Consider the following 19,016-nt stretch of genomic DNA (forward strand, 5'->3'; position numbering starts at 1 on the left):
ATTAGTTAAATAAGGATAATTGTGAGCTATAATTATTCCTGAACTTTCCTTGAGAATTTTGAAGAATTAATCCTTTTATTTGAATAGCTTGCAAATCCTTATGAGCATAATCATTACCACTACATACCATAAAATACTTAGCCCTATTTAAGGCTACTCCAATTTTCTTAAGATGATCAAATGTTAGCTTTCTATATTTTCTAGCATTGATGATTTTATATACAGAATTCATTCCTAAACCGGGAATTCTTGCTAGCATCCTAGGTTCTGCAGTATTTACATCTATAGGAAACTGTGACAAATTACGCAAAGCCCAACTTAATTTAGGATCCACATCTATATCTAAATTTGGATGTGTATCATTCAAAATTTCTTTAACACCAAAGCCATAAAAACGAAGCAACCAATCTGTCTGATACAATCTATTTTCACGCAACATGGGTACTTGCGAACCTATAGCTGGGAGTCTACTATCATCTGCCACGGGTACATAGCCGGAATAATAGACCCGTTTCATGTTATAGTTTTTGTAATAATGTGTTGCCGAATACATAATATCTTTGTCAGATTCTCCTGTGGCACCTATAATCATTTGTGTACTTTGCCCCGCAGGGGCATATATTGGTGTGCTTTTAGTAATCTTTTTTTCTGCCTTATAAATCAGAATTTCGTTCTTAACTTTTAACATGGGCTTTGTAAAGTCTTCATGCTTCTTATCTGGAGCTAATAATTTTAAACCAGAAATAGTTGGCACCTCTATATTTACCGATAATCGGTCTGCATATAATCCAGCCTCATACATTAATTCATCACTCGCTCCAGGAATAGATTTAAGATGAATGTAGCCGTTAAAATTTTCCTCAAGTCTCAATTTCTTAGCCACGGCCACCAAACGCTCCATGGTATAATCAGGACTTTTAAAAATTCCTGAACTTAAAAAAAGTCCCTCTATATAGTTACGGCGGTAAAAATTAATAGTAAGATCTACGGCTTCTTGAATTTTAAAAGCAGCTCTTTTTATATCATTGCTTTTTCTGGTCACACAATAGGCACAATCAAAAATGCAATGATTAGTGAGCAATATCTTTAAGAGCGACACACAACGTCCATCTTCCGTATAGGTATGACAAATACCCATACCCGTACTATCACCGAGGCCTTTATTTTTATTACCCCTAGTACTTCCACTACTAGAGCATGAAACGTCGTACTTTGCGGCATCGGCCAAAATATTTAATTTTTCTTTTATTCGTTCGAAAGACATAGTTCAAATTGTAATTACTCCAAAATTATGGAAATATTCCTAAATATGGAATTTTTCCATAAAATATTTTGGATTATATCCAAATTGCGTATATTTGGCTTATTACGAAAGGATTATGGAAAACGAAATTACCCTGAAACGCTTTATAGAAATCAGAAGAGACTTAGGTTTTACGCAAGCTGAATTTGCCGCTTTGATTGGTGTGTCTAACACTACTGCAGATATAGAACGCGGAAGAACCAAACTTTCTGGTAAAGTGGTCACAGAGCTTTTAAAACAATTTAAAATTAATCCGTTGTGGTTGTTTGGAGAAAGTGATTCTAAATATATAGAAACTTCTCATACCAGTGTAATTCCTAAAGTAGTTACTGTAGATTCTGCAGATCGCGAAAATATGGTTTTAGTGAATGCTAAAGCAGCAGCCGGTTATCCACAAAATATTGCTGATACAAGTTGGTATCAACAATTGCCAGCATTTGATTTACCTATACCTGAATTTAGAAATGCTACCTACAGAGGTTTTCAAGTAGAAGGAGACAGTATGTTGCCTAATTTAAGACCAGGGGAGTGGGTACTCGCAAAAGCTATTGAACATATTGATGATGTTACGCCCAACAAAATTTATGTAGTAGTACTTCAAGATGCCGTTTTGGTTAAAAAAGTTATTAAAAAGCCCAACTCTAATAATGTTACTTTAGTTTCCTTAAACGAAAACTATCCACCTTATGAAATCAAACCTTTTCAAATTCAAGAAATTTGGCAGGTTAATAGTAAGATTACTTTTGGCGTTGATGCAACCACAGAAACAGGCCTATTAAGACAATTACAAGAATCTATGGAAGAATTAAAAAGCCAGTTACGGGTTCAGAACTAGAATCTCCTATTCATAAACACATTTATACGAAGTATCTTCTGTCACTTTCACATCAAAAGAACTATTGGCATCCACTTTAAACGTTTGATAAGGAGTATAGGTGCTCCAAACTGTTGCATCCTTTAATTTTACTTCCATACTGCCCGAAATTACCGTCATATGTTCTACTGTTGTGGTTCCGAACGTGTAAGCTCCAGGAGCCATTACTCCAACTGTAGCCCTGCCTTCTGTATTTTTAAAAGCAATGGAAACAACCTTATCTTCGAAATATGTATTTGTCTTAAACATACTATAGCGCTAAATTTAAAAGTAAAACTAAGTACAAATAGTGGAATAGAAATCATATTCACAAAGAACTCTTCTTTTGTGGTAATTTAATTATTCTTTGGGTTTCTTCGCTGATTGCTGAATTTCTTTAAGGCGTTGCTTACGCGCTTCTTTCTCGTCCCGGAGCTTATTAATTTTACGATTCATAAGCTTGGTATGTTTCGCTTTATTCTTAGTATTTTTTTCTTTTCCTTTTTTTGACATAAGTTTTAATTGTACGCTCTAACTTCTCCCATACTTAATGATACAGGACCAATTTTATGAGAAGTAGGCAAAAGAACGCCATTTTCCATAGTTTTCCAATTATCCCAAGTAGCTTCTAAACCACCAATAGGAATAATTTTCACCCACATTTTGTAGCTTGTAGGCATTCCGTTTTCTTTTAATTTCCAGACATAAGAATCTCCAGGAGTGGTACCGCCAGAATTATAGGTAATCATTAAGCCTTGTGTCCCATCATCTAAAGTTACTAAGCTTCTAATTGTGCCTTCATCAAAAATTTTAAAAGGTGCAACCAACCAAAAAGAATCATTATTAAAATAATCTGTTGCCGTGGTTATCAACTTTGTTTTTTCCGTACCAATAACTTTTGCTCCATTTTCAAAAACTTCACTCAACTTAGGCGTATTTAAGTTCAATAAAACCTTGTATTGCTCCCAAATAACGGTTACGTGCCCTATTTTTCTGTCCCATTTATACCTATGATTACCTCCTGCAAAAGACCACTCTAAATATCTTGTATCTTGATATGCTGCTTTATTTATGGCAGTAAGCATCTTATAAGCTAAAGCATCTGCCTCTTGGGTATTTTTACCTTCGGGAACCTTTTCATTATACATAAAATACACCACAACAAGAACTGCAATCAACAGTCCAAAAAGTACTAGGATAGCTTTTAAAATTCCTTTCAATATTCTCTTCATATAAATAATCTAAAATCCGACAGCCATATCATCACCTCTTTTATCCGCTCCACCTTCTAGGCTACCATCAGCAAGTACTCTAATAGCATCTACCTTTCCTATAATTGGAGTGCGTTCTTCATTAATAAAGTAGCCTTTTGCTTTTAGTGATGTTTTTAATTCCGTAGAAAATCCTTCCGGTTCAAAGGTTACAATATCTGGCAACCATTGATGATGAAATCTAGGAGCATTTACGGCATCTTGCATGCTCATGTCAAATTCATAGGCATTCAGTATAGTTTGTGCTACGGCAGTAATAATAGTAGAACCTCCAGGGGTACCTACCACCATCCAAAGCTCACCCTCTTTTTCTACAATTGTTGGCGTCATACTACTCAGCATTCGCTTTTCTGGCTGAATATTATTTGCTTCTGCACCAATAAGACCAAACATATTAGGTACTCCTGCTTTGGAACTAAAATCGTCCATTTCATTGTTTAAAAAGAAACCCAATTCATCACAATATAATTTAGAACCAAAATTTCCATTTAAGGTAGTTGTTACAGAAACAGCATTGCCCTCTTCATCTACAATAGAGTAGTGGGTGGTCTCCATACTTTCCACTATCTCCACTTTACCATGAGAAACATCGGATGATTTGGTCGCTTTATCAAAAGAAAAATCAGTCATACGATCTTCTAGATAACTATCCTTTAATAATACATCTAGCGGAATATCAACAAAATCTGGATCTCCTAAATAGTAATTTCTATCTGCATAAGCTCGGCGAGAAGCTTCAGTGAATACTTGAATAGTTTTTTCAGAATTATGCCCGAATGTTCCAATATCAAAAGGCGCTATCATATCAAAAATTTGATTCATAGTAACACCGCCACTGCTAGGTGGACTCATGGATATAATTTTTAATCCTTTATAGTTGAATGCTATGGGTTTGCGCCATACTACATCGTAACTTGCCAAATCATCTTCAGTGACAAATCCCCCGTTTTTTTGAATAAAATTAGCCAGTTTTTGTGCTATTTCTCCTTTATAAAATCCGTCTTTCCCTTTTTCAACAATTGTACGTAAGGTAGCGGCTAGTTTAGGGTACGTAATAATATCACCTTCTTTATAAACCGCTCCAAATTTTGTACTATCGCTATTCACTTCCGTAAATACTTCACGATACTGCGCCAACATATCAGCTTGCTTAGCTGTAACTACAACGCCATTTTCCGCCATAGTAATTACAGGCTCAAAAATAGCCGCCAGTGGAAGCTTGCCAAACTTTTTATGCACTTCTAAAATTCCCGCTACAGATCCAGGAACCCCTACAGAAGTTGCGCCTAGCGTACTCATATTAATAATAACGCTCCCTAAGGAGTCTAAATACATATCTCTATGGGCAGATTTTGGTGCTTTTTCCCTAAAATCTAAACTCCCAATAGCACCGTCTGCTTCTCTGTAGACCATAAAACCACCTCCACCAATATTTCCGGCACGAGGGTATGCTACGGCAAGTGCCAACTGTGTACCTACCATGGCGTCAAAAGCATTACCGCCATTTGCCATAATATCAGCACCAACTTTAGAGGCCTCTTCACGCGCAGAAACTACCATTGCTTTTTCTACCACAAGCCCGGTGGGTATCGCTGGCTGATTTTTACATTGTATAAAAAGAAATAAGACTAAAATAGGGAGAAAAAATTTCTTCATTGTCGCAGGGATCATATTGGGTTATAGTGAAATGTATTTTTGCTTTGAATAGGTAACTAACTCCTCAAAAAAAGATGTAAATTCTTTTTCAAACTCATCATAATGCTCTTCTAGATCTAAAATAGCAAAGTTCATCTTAGATTTATTTTTTGTTCTTCTGTTCATTCCATTTAGCACCCTACCAATACCTTCTAGTTTTGAGTAATTGAAAATCCAATTATCAGCAATCATATACGGCATCATATGTTTAGTAGTATCTGGAAGTATTTCATAGTTATCTTCTAAAAGATCGTAGAAATTATCTACAAAAATCTCCAAAGGAACATCGGAATACGTACTCCAATTTTTAGCTAAAAAATGATCATAAAAAATATCTACAATAACGCCGCTATAATGGCTATAGTTTTCATGTAATCTTTTAGTACTTTTTCTAACCGTGGGGTGCGCATCGGTAAAGGTATCAATAAATCGATGTAATTTAATCCCTTTTTGTACCCGCTCTGGTAAATGCTTGTACTTATTACCGCGAATACTATCGGCTATAAAATTTCCAAGAGTTATCTCATTATCATCAAAAGATAGGTAAATATGTGCTAAAAAATTCATAGACCGAAGAAAAACTATTCCTATCGAATTTACAAATAAGAAGTCTTGCATTTGGCCTGAACCCTTTATATTTGTAAAAATTTTCAAATAAATTATGACACTAATCAAATCTATTTCAGGAATACGTGGTACAATCGGAGGAAAACCAGGAGATAACTTAACACCCATTGATGCGGTAAAATTTGCAGCAGCTTATGGTATTTGGTTAAAAGAATATTCTAAGAAAGATAAATTAAAAGTAGTTATAGGTAGAGATGCTCGTATTTCTGGAGAGATGATTCAGAATATTGTAGTATCTACTTTAATAGGTTTAGGGATAGATGTAATTGATTTAGATTTATCTACTACACCAACTGTTGAAATTGCCGTTCCTTTAGAAGAGGCTGATGGAGGTATTATTCTAACCGCTAGTCACAATCCAAAACAATGGAATGCTTTAAAATTGCTAAATGAAAAAGGAGAATTTTTAGATGCAGCACAAGGAGCTAAGATTTTGGACATAGCAGAAAAAGAAGATTTCAATTTTTCTGAGGTTGATGATTTAGGCGAGATCACACGAAATGATTCTTATATAGATATTCATATTGATGAAGTTTTAGAACTTGATTTAATAGATGCTGATACCATTAGAGCAGCAAAATTTAAAGTTGTAGTAGATGGTGTAAATTCAACGGGTGGTATCGCCATACCAAAGCTTTTAAAAGAATTAGGAGTAGAAGTTGTGGAGTTATATTGTGACCCTACGGGACATTTTCCACATAACCCAGAACCTCTAAAAGAGCATTTAGGAGATATTTGTGCTTTAGTACTTGAAGAAAAAGCAGATTTTGGAATTGTAGTTGATCCTGATGTAGACCGTTTGGCCTTTATTAGTAATGATGGTGAAATGTTTGGCGAAGAATATACTTTAGTAGCATGTGCTGATTATGTCTTAGGAAAAACAAAAGGGAATACTGTATCAAACTTATCTTCTTCTAGAGCGCTTAGAGATATCACACAAAAACATGGTGGCACTTATGAAGCTGCTGCCGTTGGAGAGGTAAATGTGGTAACCAAAATGAAGGCAAATAATGCCGTTATTGGTGGCGAAGGTAATGGTGGTATTATTTACCCTGAAAGTCATTACGGAAGAGATTCTCTTGTAGGTACCGCTTTATTTTTGATGCTAATGGCAGAAAAAGGTGGCACTGTTGCTGAATTGAGAGCTAGTTACCCATCTTACTTCATGAGTAAAAAGAAAATTGAATTAACCCCTGGTTTAGATGTGGATGCTATTTTAGTTGCCATGGCTGATACTTATAAAAACGAAGAGATTTCTACCATTGACGGTGTGAAAATCGATTTTGCTGAGAACTGGGTACATTTACGCAAATCTAATACAGAGCCTATTATAAGAATTTACACGGAGGCTAAATCGCAATCAGAAGCTGATGCTTTAGCAGATAAAATTATAGGTGAAATAAAAAAAATAGCTGGTTTATAAAAACTAGTTAAAATTGCCATAAAAAGGAGCAACTAAACACTATTAGATGCTCCTTTTTTTATTAATGCTGATCTGCTTTATCTCTATGTTTCCAGCGGCGATGTGTCCATAAATAATGCTCAGGACGTTCAAGTATCTGTTGTTCTGTTAAGCGCAGAAACTTATCGGTAATTTCATGTTCAGCAGTAGATTTTCCTGCATCTGTAATCGGAATAAATTCCGCCTCATAATAACCTCTTTTTATTTTGGATACTTTTAGAAACAACACTCCTAAATCCATTTTACGTGCCATAGTTTCTGCTCCACTAAAAACAGGAACTTTAATCCCCATAAACTCTGTCCAATAGGGAGCTCTATGAGCTTGAGGAGATTGATCACTTACCATTCCGTAAGCACTCCTAACGTCATCTCTAACATTTCTTACCACAGTTTTTACTGTTTCTTCTTGTGTAATTAAGGTGGTGTTCCAACGGGCTCTTACTTTACGTATCCAATGATCAAAATATTTATTTGCTACTTTTTGATACACAGCATACCCTTTGAAATCTACATAATTATTTATACTCACATTCCATTCCCAATTGGCGTAATGCGAACAGACAATTAAAACGCTTTTAGTCTTTCCTAATTCTTTAAGGACATCAATATTTTTGATGGTATATCTTTGCTGTACTTGAGCCTTCGATAGTGCCATGGTTTTAATCATCTCCATGAATGTATCAATCAAATGACTATAGAACTTACGCTGAATTTGCAACAGTTCTTGTCCGCTTTTATCAGGGAATACCAGTTTCAAATTTGAATACACTACTTTTTTGCGGTAACCAAAAAGGGTATACACCAAGAAAAAAACAAAATCTGAGAGCCAATAAAATAGGGTATATGGTAATATGGAAATAAACCAAAGAATAGGATAAACTAAAATAAATACTAATAACTGCATGCCAATAATTATAAGGCAAATATAGTTATATTTGAAGTCAAACAGAACGTTTGGTTATATGGATAGTATTGATTTAGTTACCGTAGGTATTATTGCAATAAATTTATTGGTTTCCATAAAAGGATTCAATGATGTTAATTTCTTTGACCGTTATAAATTTAGCGTAGGCGCTATAAAAGCAGGACAAAAAGAGCGGATGTTTTCTTCTGGATTCTTGCATGTAGACTTTTCGCATTTGTTTTTTAACATGTTTACCTTATTCTTTTTTGCACCCATCGTAATCGCATGGCTGGGAGCTGTAAAGTTTGTGATAATTTATGTGATTAGTTTAATTGCAGGTAGTTTACTATCCATGGTATTTCATAAGGATGAAGATTATTACACAGCTGTTGGAGCAAGTGGGGCTGTTACGGGAATTTTATATGCTGCGATTTTATTAGACCCTTGGATGCAAATAAATTTTATCATTCCAGGTTGGGTTTTTGGAATAGGCTATCTTATTTATTCTATTTATGGAATGAAGAGTAGGTTAGGAAATATTGGACACACCGCTCATTTTGGTGGTGCGGTTGGCGGGTATGCTACAACCTTGATACTTATGCCGGGCTTGGCGTTGCAAGATCCATTAATGGTAGGCTTACTTGCGATTCCTATTGTTGCCTTGTTTGTGCTTCAAAAATTAGGAAAAATTTAGTTTATCGGTAATATTCCGCCGATAAACGATAGAAAAAGCGTTGTTCGTCGAAAATTCTGACTTATAGAAACATAAATTCATAGTTTTGCCGTTGTTAGAGTACCCAAACTCTTATTCAACCTACGTAATTATGAGAAAAGTTTCCCTACTACTGGCTTTTTCGCTAGTTTTTATTACATCATGTTCTGAAGAAACAACTGTTTTTGAAGATGAGCAGAGTAATGTAAGTTCAGAGAATAATCAAGATTTTTTAAATAGAAGTATCAGCTATGAAAATGCTGGTGTTATCGATATATCTAGTGAAGACGATTTATCAGGCAAAACAAGTAAGGATGGAGACCCTTTAGCCGGAGATTACCCTCTTTCTTTAATTGCTCAAATTACACCTCCTAGTTTTTCTGGTGGAGAAAATTTAACCGCAACACATGTAAACATTGTTGATGATATTGCTTATGTATCTTATAACACAGTAGAATCTGATTATGTAGGTGCAATTGATGCAGTAGACGTTAGCGATCCTTATAGTCCTAAAATTACTTCTAGATTATATTATAGTAATGCAGATATTAATGCTATCGCTTATGACAATGGTTATATTTATATTGTTGGTGGAGTAGATGCCGAAAATTCTGCAACCGCAAGCACCAACTCTTTTGTAGCAAAAATACCATCCTCTAACGGAAGTATTGACGTGAATAATGGAATTACTTATGGTTTTCAAGAAGGTTTTATTGCTACCGATATAGCTATCAACGGTACTAATATATATGTAACAAGTGGCGAAGACGGTGTATTAGCGGTATATGATAAAAATACTGTAGCCCTTTTAAATGAATTGCCGTTATCTGATTTACGCTCGGTAACAATGGCGAATAACAATATTGCTGTATTAGATGCGAGTAAGGGAGTTTCTATTTTTGATGCTAATTTTACTCTTGTAAAAGAAATTGCGATTTCTTCTGATTTTGGTATCGCTTCTAAAAGAACTTTAGATTTTTCTAATGATAAACTATTTGTTTCTGAAGGCTCTAAAGGCGCTGGTATTTACAATTCTAGTACAGGAGCTTTTGTAGAATACATTCCAATTTTAATAAACCCTGAAGGTTCTGATGCTTCAGATAATGTAACTAATGCCGTTGCCGTTAATGAGAGTGCTATTTTAATGGCTAATGGTGGCGCAGGACTTTCTCTTTCTGAAGAATCTAGTGGAAGTACAACTCCCGTTGGAATCATAGATTTAGATGGCTCTATTAACTTTGTAGCCTCTAAAGGAGATTATATCTTTGCAGCTTCTGGCACTGCTGGTTTACAGATTATTAAAATGAACAAACCAAATCAGAGCTTAGAAAGTAAATGCGAAGATTTAACCTCATACAGAGGAAGTTCAAATATAACCGTCCCTGCTAACGAAACTATGGCTTACCAAGGTTCTAAGCGATTAAGACAAATAGACGTTACTGGAGATTTATTGCTATGCGGTAGCTGGACAGTAAGTACTGGTGTAACCTTAAATACGGATAGTTTATTTGAAATGAAAGGCGCTATTATCGTAGGAAACAATAGAAGCACTAAAGATATTACCGTTGCAAGTAATGCAACGCTGGTTATAGAGGGCGACTTAGTTATTTACGGGGATTTAATTTTAGGCGATGGTGCAACTATTGAATTCTTAGGTTCTAGCTCTAGAGCTTACATAACAGGTGAAGTAACCAAAGCTGACACAGCCGTGGTAGAAGGAGAATTTAATGATATGCTAAATAGGTTTTAATTAAACCAATTAACAAGATAAAAAAGCTCCAATTTGAAATTCAAATTGGAGCTTTTTTTTATAGTGAAAACTTTTAAGGATTTAGATATTCCCCATAAGTTCAGCAATCTTACTTTCCAATTCTGGTCCTCTTAAGTCCTTTGCTATAATTACACCATTTTCATCTAAAATGAACATTGCAGGAATAGCTCTTACATTGTACAACTTAGCAATTTCATCAAAATATTGAACATTAGAAACATGGTTCCATGTTAAACTATCTGCAGCAATAGCACCTGTCCATTCTTCTTTTGTTTTATCTAAAGATACTCCTAGAATACTTAATCCGCTATCTTTATACTTATTATAAACACGAACTAAGTTAGGATTTTCTGCTCTACATGGTCTACACCATCCCGCCCAAAAATCTACGATGGTAACTTTTCCTAAAGCATCTTTCAAAGCCAATTGTTTTCCATCAGGAGTTGGCGCAGAAAAATCAGGAGCTTTAGAACCTATCGCTGTACTTTTTGTAAGTGATAATTGTTTTTCTATTCTTTTTGCGGTAGCAGTAGATTTAATTTCTGGAGTAAATGCTTCATAGATTTTAGAAATCTCATCTTCCGCTAAACCCTTACTCATTAATACACGCTCTAAAATTAAGACAGAAACATAGGCATTCGGGTTCTCTTTGATATATGTAAGCTCAAAATTCTTAGCTTGTTCTTGCATTTCCATGCTTTCTGCCTGTAACGCTTCTTGTGTCGCAAGATCTCCGGAAGCTCTCGCTTTTTCAAAATCACTACGCATAGACATTGCTCTCTTAGAGAATGATCTGCTATTGTCTAAGAACTTACCAAACAATTCATTTTGCTCCGTTCCTTCAACTTTAGCAAAACCTAAGCTATCTTTTTGAAAAACAACATCAATAGTTCCTTTCTCAATCATTACAGGAATATTACCCTGAAGTTTATCTATGAAAATATATTGTAAGTCTAAAGAATCTGCTGTACCCTTAAAAACAAACTTTCCATTCTCAACCGTAGTAGTATCTACATCTACTGGTTGGTTTACTTCGTTTATTTTTTTAAGAAATACTTTTGTTCCATTTTCTATCTCGCCATTGACTGTAGCTTCAATAGAAAATCCGTCAGGATTACTATTACAAGATACTAATAGGGCAGTGGCAAATAATCCTAATATTACTTTTCTCATTCTAATTTCTAAATTTAATTCTCGCAAATGTAATTATATATTGTTATTAAAAAAAAGACTATCTAATACATTCATATTCTTAGCTTTAATAATGTTTAACGTTTAAAACTGATATCTAATTCCTAATCCAATATCAAAATCAAAACTATCTGAAAATTCATTATATCCTAATAAACCAATTTCAGGGCGCATATCTAAAGAAATTACGAGTGGAAAATCAAAATTATATTCCACACCAATATTACCTGCAGCGAAAACAAAGAGTCCGCCATCTACTTCTTCTCCATTAGGATCTGTTTCTGAAGGTCTACGTTCAAAATTTACATTCCCTAAACCACCACCAACACCATAGTACCAGTTAAAATCACCTTCTAAAGGTAAAACCCACTCATACAATCCTGATAATTTAAAGGCGTCATAAGCACGACTATCTCTAAAACCTAAATTTACCTCTAAACGATTGTTTCTACTTAATGATTTCTGGTATGATATTTCTGCACCCAACCCATCACTATCTCCAAGTCGCAAACCAATAGTATGGTCAGACATGCTTTGAGCACTTACAAATGCTGGAAAAATCAAAAGAGCCAAGAGGCTTAATTTTAACAATTTCATTCTTTTTTATTTAAATATTAACACCAAAAATAGGATTTTACTTGCGTTCTGTAGTTAATAAAAACTTAATTTAGCATTCAAATTATTTTTAGATTGGAAACTGCATCATTACACGACCTCAAAGAGCGTTTAGAAGGAGAATTAAGAATAGACAAACTATCAAAAGCACTATATGCTACAGACGCATCGGTTTATAGGAAAACACCTTTAGCTGTTGCTTTTCCGAAAAACACTTCTGACCTTCAAAAATTAATTTTATTTGCTAAAGAACACAGTATCGGATTAATACCTAGAACGGCAGGTACTTCTCTAGCAGGGCAATGCGTGGGTGATGGAATTGTAGTAGATGTATCTGTACATTTCACGAAAATTATTTCTGTTGACAAAGAAAAAATGCAAGTCACTGTACAACCAGGAGTGATACGTGATGAATTAAACACTTACTTAGAACCGTATGGCTTATTCTTCGGCCCCAATACGTCCACAGCAAACCGTTGCATGATTGGCGGAATGGTTGGAAACAACTCTTCAGGAACTACATCTATACGTTACGGAATAACAAGGGAGTATACGTCTAGCTTAAAAACTATTTTATCTAACGGAGAAGAGGCAGAGTTTAAAGCACTCACGACAGATGAGTTTTTAGACAAAACCAAATTAGACTCTTTTGAAGGGTCTATTTACCGAAGTTTACATAAAGAACTTTCAAATAAAGAAATTCAAGAAGAAATTATAAGGGAATTCCCAAAACCACAAATTCATAGAAGAAATACAGGATACGCTATAGACGAATTGCTAAAAAGTGATGTTTTCGGTGGTAAAAAAGATTTAATTAATGTCTGCGAATTATTAAGTGGAAGTGAGGGTACTTTAGCATTTACCACAGAAATTACACTTCAATTGGTGCCAATACCACCAAAACTTTCGGCAATGGTAGTACCGCACTACCGCACTCTGGAAGATTGCCTTACAGACGTAGCTCCTACCATGAAACACAATTTGCATACGTGCGAAATGATGGACAAGGTGATACTTGACTGCACTAAAAACAATAGAGACCAATTAAAAAATAGATTCTTCGTTGCAGGTGATCCTGCCGCTCTTTTAATGCTTGAGGTAAAATCTGATACTGAAGAAGATCTACAAAAGCAAATTGAGGCACTTTTAGCGACTATAGAAGCTTCTGGACTAAGTTATTCCAATTCCATTCTAAATGCCCAGGAAGGAAAAATGGCTGCCGAATTGCGTAAAGCCGGATTAGGACTTTTAGGAAATATAGTAGGAGATAAAAAAGCAGTTGCGTGTATTGAAGACACTGCAGTTGCCGTAGAAGATTTAAAAGATTTTATTGGAGAATTTACACAAATCATGGCAGGTTACAAGCAGAGTGCCGTATACTATGCACATGCTGGTGCAGGAGAATTGCACTTAAGACCTATGCTTAATCTAAAAAAATCTGATGATGTTCACCTTTTTAGAGCCATCACAACAGATGTAGCTAAACTGACTAAAAAATATAAAGGCTCTTTTAGTGGAGAACACGGAGATGGTATTGTGAGAGCAGAATTTATCCCTCTAATGATCGGAGATAAAAACTACCAACTATTAAAGCGCGTTAAATCATACTTTGATCCTACCAACATTTTTAATCCTGGTAAAATTGTGGATGCTTTCGCTATGGATGAATCGTTACGCTATACGATCGATAGAAAAGAGCCAGAGATAAAAACACTCTTAGATTTTTCTGATAGTGAAGGTATTTTAAAAGCTGCAGAGAAATGTAATGGAAGTGGAGATTGCAGAAAAACACACCAAAGTGCAGGCGGTATGTGCCCAAGTTATCACGCCACCAAAAACGAAAAAGATACTACACGAGGTAGAGCCAACGCGTTAAGAGAGTTTCTAACTACTTCTGAAGCACCAAACAAGTTTAATCAGAAAGAATTAAAAGAAGTATTTGATCTATGTTTAAGCTGTAAAGCTTGTGCAAGTGAGTGCCCAAGTAACGTAGATGTAGCTACCCTAAAAACCGAATTTTTATACCAATATCAAGAAGCAAATGGATACCCTTTACGAGGCAAATTATTTGCTTACAATACTCAATTAAATAAATTAGGGAGTAAGGTTTCTGGCTTAACGAATGCAATATATGATTCTAGTTTCTTTGGCGGACTCTTAAAAAGTAGTGCCGGAGTTGCTAAAGAACGTACCATGCCTAAAGTTTATAGTTTTAATTTCGATAAACACCTACAAACATTTGACAACAAGAATACTAAAAATAAAAAAAGTATTGCCTTATATATTGATGAATTTACTAATTACCTAGATGTAGAACTAGGAAAAGACGCTATAGAGGTACTAACAAAGCTAGGCTATGATGTTGAATTATTCTATGCGGAAAGCGGAAGAACTTATATCTCAAAAGGCTTTTTAAAGCAGGCAAAAAAACTAGCGCTAGACAACATTGAAAAATTAAAAGTATTTGCAGATAAGAATATCCCGGTGGTTGGACTAGAGCCTTCTGCAATTCTAACCTTTAGAGATGAGTATAGACGTTTTACAACAGATAAAGAAACCATCACAAAAATAGCAACGAACTGTTATCTTATTGAGGAGTTTTTAGCAAATGAAATTACAGCTGGAGTTTTAAATTCTGACGTATTTACAACAGAAACTAAAAAGGTTAAAATTCACGGGCATTGCCACCAAAAGGCCTTATCAAACCAAAAAGTGACGTTTGACATTTTAAACCTTCCAAAGAATTACGAAGTATCCATTATCACTTCAGGGTGTTGCGGAATGGCAGGATCTTTTGGCTATGAAAAAGAACATTATGAAGTAAGTATGCAAATAGGGGAGTTAAAACTATTTCCCGCAGTGCGTAAGTCTCCAGAAGACACCATTATTTCTGCCAATGGTACAAGTTGTCGTCATCAGATATATGATGGCACCAAAAGACAGGCCAAGCATCCTATTACAATTTTAAAAGAAGCACTACTCTAAAGAGCTTTCTTCTAAAGACGAAGAAGAATCTTTTTTCTTGTCTTGATTAAAAGTAATAGAAGCAATTAATTCATTGATGTCTAATTCTTTCAATTCTTCATCAGCATAAAAAGAGGAAAGTTTATCATTGTTATAGTGGTAGACTTTCCATCTTTTAAAAGAATATTCTAACGCCGTTAGGTTTTCTACCCAATCTCCAGAGTTTAAGTAAGTACACGCTCCATTTTTATTCTCATACAGCTCTTTTTTAGGTTGATGAATATGTCCGCATACTACATAATCATACCCATTCTCTATAGCCAAATCTGCCGCTGTTTTCTCAAAATCGTTGACATACTTGATAGCCCCTTTTACGCTATTTTTAATTCGCTTAGATAGCGAATATTTTTCTCTACCCATACGTGTTAAACACCAGTTCATGAACCGGTTAATCAATATTAGAAAGTCATAACCATAACCTCCAAGCTTCGCTAACCATTTTGCATTTTGTATGGAAGCGTCAAAAACATCTCCGTGAAAAAACCATGTTTTTTTTCCATTCAAATCCAATACTAGCTTATCAACAATACTCACGTATCCTATTGAAGTATCGCTAAACTTACGAAGCATTTCATCATGATTTCCAGTAATATACGTTACTTCAACACCGTTAGATGCCATACCTATAATCTTCTTTAAAACCTTTAAATGCGAAGGTGGAAAATAACGCTTACTAAACTGCCAGATATCTATGATATCTCCATTAAGAATGAGCTTCTTGGGCTGAATACTGCTCAAATATGAGATTAATTCATCGGCATGACAGCCATAAGTACCCAAATGCACATCTGAAATTACGACTACATCTATTTTTCTCTTTTTCAAATCTTCTCGTTTTTACAAAATTAAAGCAGAGACTATAAAGTTATCATCAATTGAAAATCAACATTATATCAGTTAAATGTTAAATATTTATTATGTAATTTCCTACAAGGTAAATTTTAGATTAAGACCACTCTAAGTTTGGGTTTATATGAATTTAGAATTACCTTTGAATCTGTTAAATTTTAAGAAGAAATGGCAGGAAATACATACGGAACTATTTTTAAACTTTCCACTTTTGGAGAATCTCATGGTGTTGCAATTGGTGGAGTTATAGATGGTTGCCCAGCAGGTATTGCCATAAACTTAGAAGAAATTCAGAATGAATTAAACCGACGTAAACCGGGCCAGTCTGCTATTGTTACCCAGCGAAAGGAGCCGGATACCGTCGAATTTTATTCAGGAATCTTTGAAGGCGTTACCACAGGAACTCCAATAGGTTTTGCTATTCATAACACCAATCAGAAGTCCCATGATTATACACATATAAAAGATTCTTATAGGCCCTCACATGCCGATTATGTCTATGACCAAAAATATGGTTTTCGTGACTACCGTGGTGGTGGACGAAGTTCTGCTCGCGAAACAGCAAGTAGAGTAGTAGCCGGTGCTATCGCCAAACAATTTGTAAGCGCTATTAAAATTAATGCGTATGTATCTCAGGTGGGCACGCTTAAATTAGATAAAAACTACCAAGATTTAGATTTCTCTCTAACAGAAAGCAATCCTGTACGCTGTCCAGATCCTGCAACTGCAGCAAAAATGGAAGATTACATCAAAGACATAAGAAAAGAAGGTGATACTATTGGAGGTATTGTAACTTGTGTTATTCAGAATGTCCCAATTGGCTTAGGAGAACCTGTTTTTAATAAATTACATGCGGAGTTGGGTAAAGCAATGCTTTCTATTAATGCTGTTAAAGGTTTTGAATACGGAAGTGGTTTTGATGGCGTTACTAAAAAAGGTAGCGATCATAATGATCAATACAATCCGGATGGCACCACAAAAACAAACTATAGTGGAGGCATACAAGGAGGCATCTCTAACGGCATGGACATCTACTTTAACGTTGCCTTTAAACCCGTAGCAACCGTAATACAACCTTACGAGACTATCGACAAAGAAGGTAATATGATCAAGACGCAAGGAAAAGGGCGTCATGACCCTTGTGTAGTACCTAGAGCAGTGCCTATCGTAGAAGCAATGGCTGCTATAGTCTTGGCAGACTTCACTTTACTAAACAGAACCATAAAATTATAGTTAGGGATTTGGTAGATTAAGGTTCAAAACTGTATCTTTCTGTCCTAAAACTAATTATTTTATGAAGAAATTGGAATTGCACTGGCAAATTTTAATAGGCATGTTAGCCGGAGTATTATTTGCATTCATAATGGTTCAATTTGATTGGGGAGCAAAATTTGTTTCAGATTGGATAAAACCTTTCGGAAATATATTCATCAACTCACTTAAACTTATTGCAGTTCCTTTAATACTCGCTTCCTTAATAAAAGGAGTGTCAGACTTAAAAGATATTTCTAAACTCTCACAAATGGGAGGTAGGACTATAGGAATTTATATTGTTACTACCATCATAGCCGTTTCTATCGGTTTAGCTGTTGTAAACATTATACAACCCGGAAAATCTATATCGGAAGAAACAAGAACTCAGCTTGTTGAAAACTATAAAGGTGATGCTGATTCTAGAATTGCACAAGCACACAAGCAGGAAGAATCGGGCCCATTACAAGCTCTGGAAGATATTGTACCTAGCAATATTTTTAAAGCGGCAAGTGATAATGGTAATATGCTACAAGTTATCTTCTTCGCTATTTTCTTCGGAATTGGATTGATCCTTATCCCAGAAGAACAATCCACACCAGTAAAAAAATTCTTTGACGGCTTTAATGAAGTAATTCTAAAATTAATTGATTTAATAATGCTTGCTGCTCCGTTTGGTGTATTTGCATTATTAGCAGCACTAGTAGTAGAATCTCCTAGCTTGGACTTATTTAAGGCCTTAGCTTGGTATGCCTTATGTGTTATTATTGGATTATTTTTAATGATATGCGTATACCTTGGTTTTGTGTGGATATTCACTAAAAAATCGCCTTCATTTTTCTTAAAAGGGATGTCTCCTGCGCAACTTTTAGCTTTTTCTACGAGCTCTAGTGCCGCTACCTTACCTGTTACTATGGAACGCGTAGAAGAGCATTTAGGCGTAGATGAAGAAGTTACCAGTTTTGTGTTACCTATTGGTGCCACTATTAATATGGATGGTACAAGTTTATATCAAGCTGTAGCTGCTATTTTTATAGCACAAGCCTTTGGTATGGATCTAGATTTATGGGCGCAATTAGGAATTATTGTTACAGCAACTTTAGCCTCTATAGGTAGCGCTGCGGTACCCGGAGCCGGAATGGTGATGCTAGTTATTGTTCTTTCTCAAGCAGGAATACCAGAAGCGGGCTTAGCCTTAATTTTTGCGGTAGACAGACCATTAGATATGTGTAGAACAGTAGTGAATGTTACGGGTGATGCTGCCGTATCCATGATGGTTGCTAAATCTGTAGACAAACTACACGATCCTAAAGAAAGAAAATGGGATGACAATTATAAAGCTTAGATATTAATTATTTATACATAAAAAAAAGAGTCCAAAATAGGACTCTTTTTTTATGCTAATGAATGAAGTTTATTAGATAAAGTTATGCACTATGCATACAGATAAACATCTTAAAATAAGACAGTGTCATTTGATTTACAATC

General features: G+C 35.2%; 17 protein-coding genes. 7 read left to right on the forward strand and 10 right to left on the reverse strand.

What is annotated here, in order from left to right; all coding sequences use genetic code 11:
- Position 1: 1 nt before the first annotated feature.
- The gene (locus tag BLQ19_RS12065; RefSeq protein ID WP_024480918.1) at positions 2–1,264 is read right to left on the reverse strand and encodes a putative DNA modification/repair radical SAM protein; all 1,263 of its coding nucleotides are present in this window, start codon (positions 1,262–1,264) and stop codon (positions 2–4) included.
- A 115-nt stretch (positions 1,265–1,379) separates the two neighbouring features.
- Here BLQ19_RS12065 and BLQ19_RS12070 point away from each other — a divergent pair, with 115 nt between their 5' ends.
- Entirely contained in the window at positions 1,380–2,138 is a 759-nt protein-coding gene (locus tag BLQ19_RS12070) for an XRE family transcriptional regulator (protein ID WP_024480919.1), read from the forward strand.
- Positions 2,139–2,144: 6 nt separating this feature from the next.
- On the opposite strand, the gene ppnP is transcribed toward BLQ19_RS12070, so the two are convergent.
- The 5 genes from ppnP to BLQ19_RS12090 form a co-directional block, all read right to left on the reverse strand.
- Positions 2,145–2,426 (reverse strand): pyrimidine/purine nucleoside phosphorylase, encoded by a 282-nt coding sequence (ppnP, locus tag BLQ19_RS12075; RefSeq protein WP_074538510.1) that lies wholly within the window; start codon positions 2,424–2,426, stop codon positions 2,145–2,147.
- Positions 2,427–2,516: 90 nt separating this feature from the next.
- Positions 2,517–2,669: a hypothetical protein gene (locus BLQ19_RS21325; protein ID WP_173399766.1), complete on the reverse strand. Its 153-nt coding sequence runs from the start codon at positions 2,667–2,669 to the stop codon at positions 2,517–2,519.
- A gap of 5 nt (positions 2,670–2,674) precedes the next feature.
- Positions 2,675–3,388 carry a hypothetical protein gene (locus BLQ19_RS12080; RefSeq protein ID WP_074538511.1) on the reverse strand — a complete coding sequence of 238 codons (714 nt, stop codon included), beginning with the start codon at positions 3,386–3,388 and terminating at the stop codon, positions 2,675–2,677.
- Between the two features lie 9 nt (positions 3,389–3,397).
- Positions 3,398–5,083, reverse strand: a complete 1,686-nt coding sequence (gene ggt, locus BLQ19_RS12085; protein WP_025615241.1) for a gamma-glutamyltransferase — start codon at positions 5,081–5,083, stop codon at positions 3,398–3,400.
- Positions 5,084–5,104: 21 nt separating this feature from the next.
- Positions 5,105–5,689, reverse strand: a complete 585-nt coding sequence (locus BLQ19_RS12090; protein ID WP_074538583.1) for an acyl carrier protein phosphodiesterase — start codon at positions 5,687–5,689, stop codon at positions 5,105–5,107.
- A gap of 94 nt (positions 5,690–5,783) precedes the next feature.
- On the opposite strand from BLQ19_RS12090, the gene glmM reads away from it, so the two are divergent.
- On the forward strand, positions 5,784–7,172 hold the full coding sequence (gene glmM, locus BLQ19_RS12095) for a phosphoglucosamine mutase (protein WP_074538512.1): 1,389 nt from the start codon (positions 5,784–5,786) through the stop codon (positions 7,170–7,172).
- Positions 7,173–7,233: 61 nt separating this feature from the next.
- On the opposite strand, the gene BLQ19_RS12100 is transcribed toward glmM, so the two are convergent.
- The gene (locus BLQ19_RS12100) at positions 7,234–8,115 is read right to left on the reverse strand and encodes a lysophospholipid acyltransferase family protein (protein WP_025615244.1); all 882 of its coding nucleotides are present in this window, start codon (positions 8,113–8,115) and stop codon (positions 7,234–7,236) included.
- 58 nt (positions 8,116–8,173) lie between these two features.
- Here BLQ19_RS12100 and BLQ19_RS12105 point away from each other — a divergent pair, with 58 nt between their 5' ends.
- Positions 8,174–8,809, forward strand: coding sequence for a rhomboid family intramembrane serine protease (locus BLQ19_RS12105; RefSeq protein ID WP_025615245.1), 636 nt, complete (start codon positions 8,174–8,176; stop codon positions 8,807–8,809).
- A 130-nt stretch (positions 8,810–8,939) separates the two neighbouring features.
- On the forward strand, positions 8,940–10,577 hold the full coding sequence (locus BLQ19_RS12110; RefSeq protein ID WP_074538513.1) for an LVIVD repeat-containing protein: 1,638 nt from the start codon (positions 8,940–8,942) through the stop codon (positions 10,575–10,577).
- Between the two features lie 81 nt (positions 10,578–10,658).
- On the opposite strand, the gene BLQ19_RS12115 is transcribed toward BLQ19_RS12110, so the two are convergent.
- Together BLQ19_RS12115 and BLQ19_RS12120 are read right to left on the reverse strand one after the other, a co-directional pair.
- Positions 10,659–11,771 (reverse strand): TlpA disulfide reductase family protein, encoded by a 1,113-nt coding sequence (locus BLQ19_RS12115; RefSeq protein ID WP_074538514.1) that lies wholly within the window; start codon positions 11,769–11,771, stop codon positions 10,659–10,661.
- A gap of 102 nt (positions 11,772–11,873) precedes the next feature.
- Positions 11,874–12,386, reverse strand: a complete 513-nt coding sequence (locus BLQ19_RS12120) for a hypothetical protein (protein ID WP_025615248.1) — start codon at positions 12,384–12,386, stop codon at positions 11,874–11,876.
- Positions 12,387–12,479: 93 nt separating this feature from the next.
- Here BLQ19_RS12120 and BLQ19_RS12125 point away from each other — a divergent pair, with 93 nt between their 5' ends.
- Positions 12,480–15,389 carry an FAD-binding and (Fe-S)-binding domain-containing protein gene (locus BLQ19_RS12125; protein ID WP_074538515.1) on the forward strand — a complete coding sequence of 970 codons (2,910 nt, stop codon included), beginning with the start codon at positions 12,480–12,482 and terminating at the stop codon, positions 15,387–15,389.
- Here the strand turns inward: BLQ19_RS12125 and BLQ19_RS12130 are convergent.
- Positions 15,381–16,253, reverse strand: coding sequence for a UDP-2,3-diacylglucosamine diphosphatase (locus BLQ19_RS12130; protein WP_074538516.1), 873 nt, complete (start codon positions 16,251–16,253; stop codon positions 15,381–15,383). The genes BLQ19_RS12125 and BLQ19_RS12130 overlap by 9 nt on opposite strands.
- 192 nt (positions 16,254–16,445) lie before the next feature.
- Here BLQ19_RS12130 and aroC point away from each other — a divergent pair, with 192 nt between their 5' ends.
- Positions 16,446–17,510, forward strand: coding sequence for a chorismate synthase (gene aroC, locus BLQ19_RS12135; protein WP_074538517.1), 1,065 nt, complete (start codon positions 16,446–16,448; stop codon positions 17,508–17,510).
- A 61-nt stretch (positions 17,511–17,571) separates the two neighbouring features.
- The gene (locus BLQ19_RS12140; RefSeq protein ID WP_074538518.1) at positions 17,572–18,873 is read left to right on the forward strand and encodes a dicarboxylate/amino acid:cation symporter; all 1,302 of its coding nucleotides are present in this window, start codon (positions 17,572–17,574) and stop codon (positions 18,871–18,873) included.
- Positions 18,874–19,016: the final 143 nt, after the last annotated feature.

Origin of the sequence: Cellulophaga baltica (assembly GCF_900102165.1) — a bacterium.
Classification (GTDB): domain Bacteria; phylum Bacteroidota; class Bacteroidia; order Flavobacteriales; family Flavobacteriaceae; genus Cellulophaga; species Cellulophaga baltica.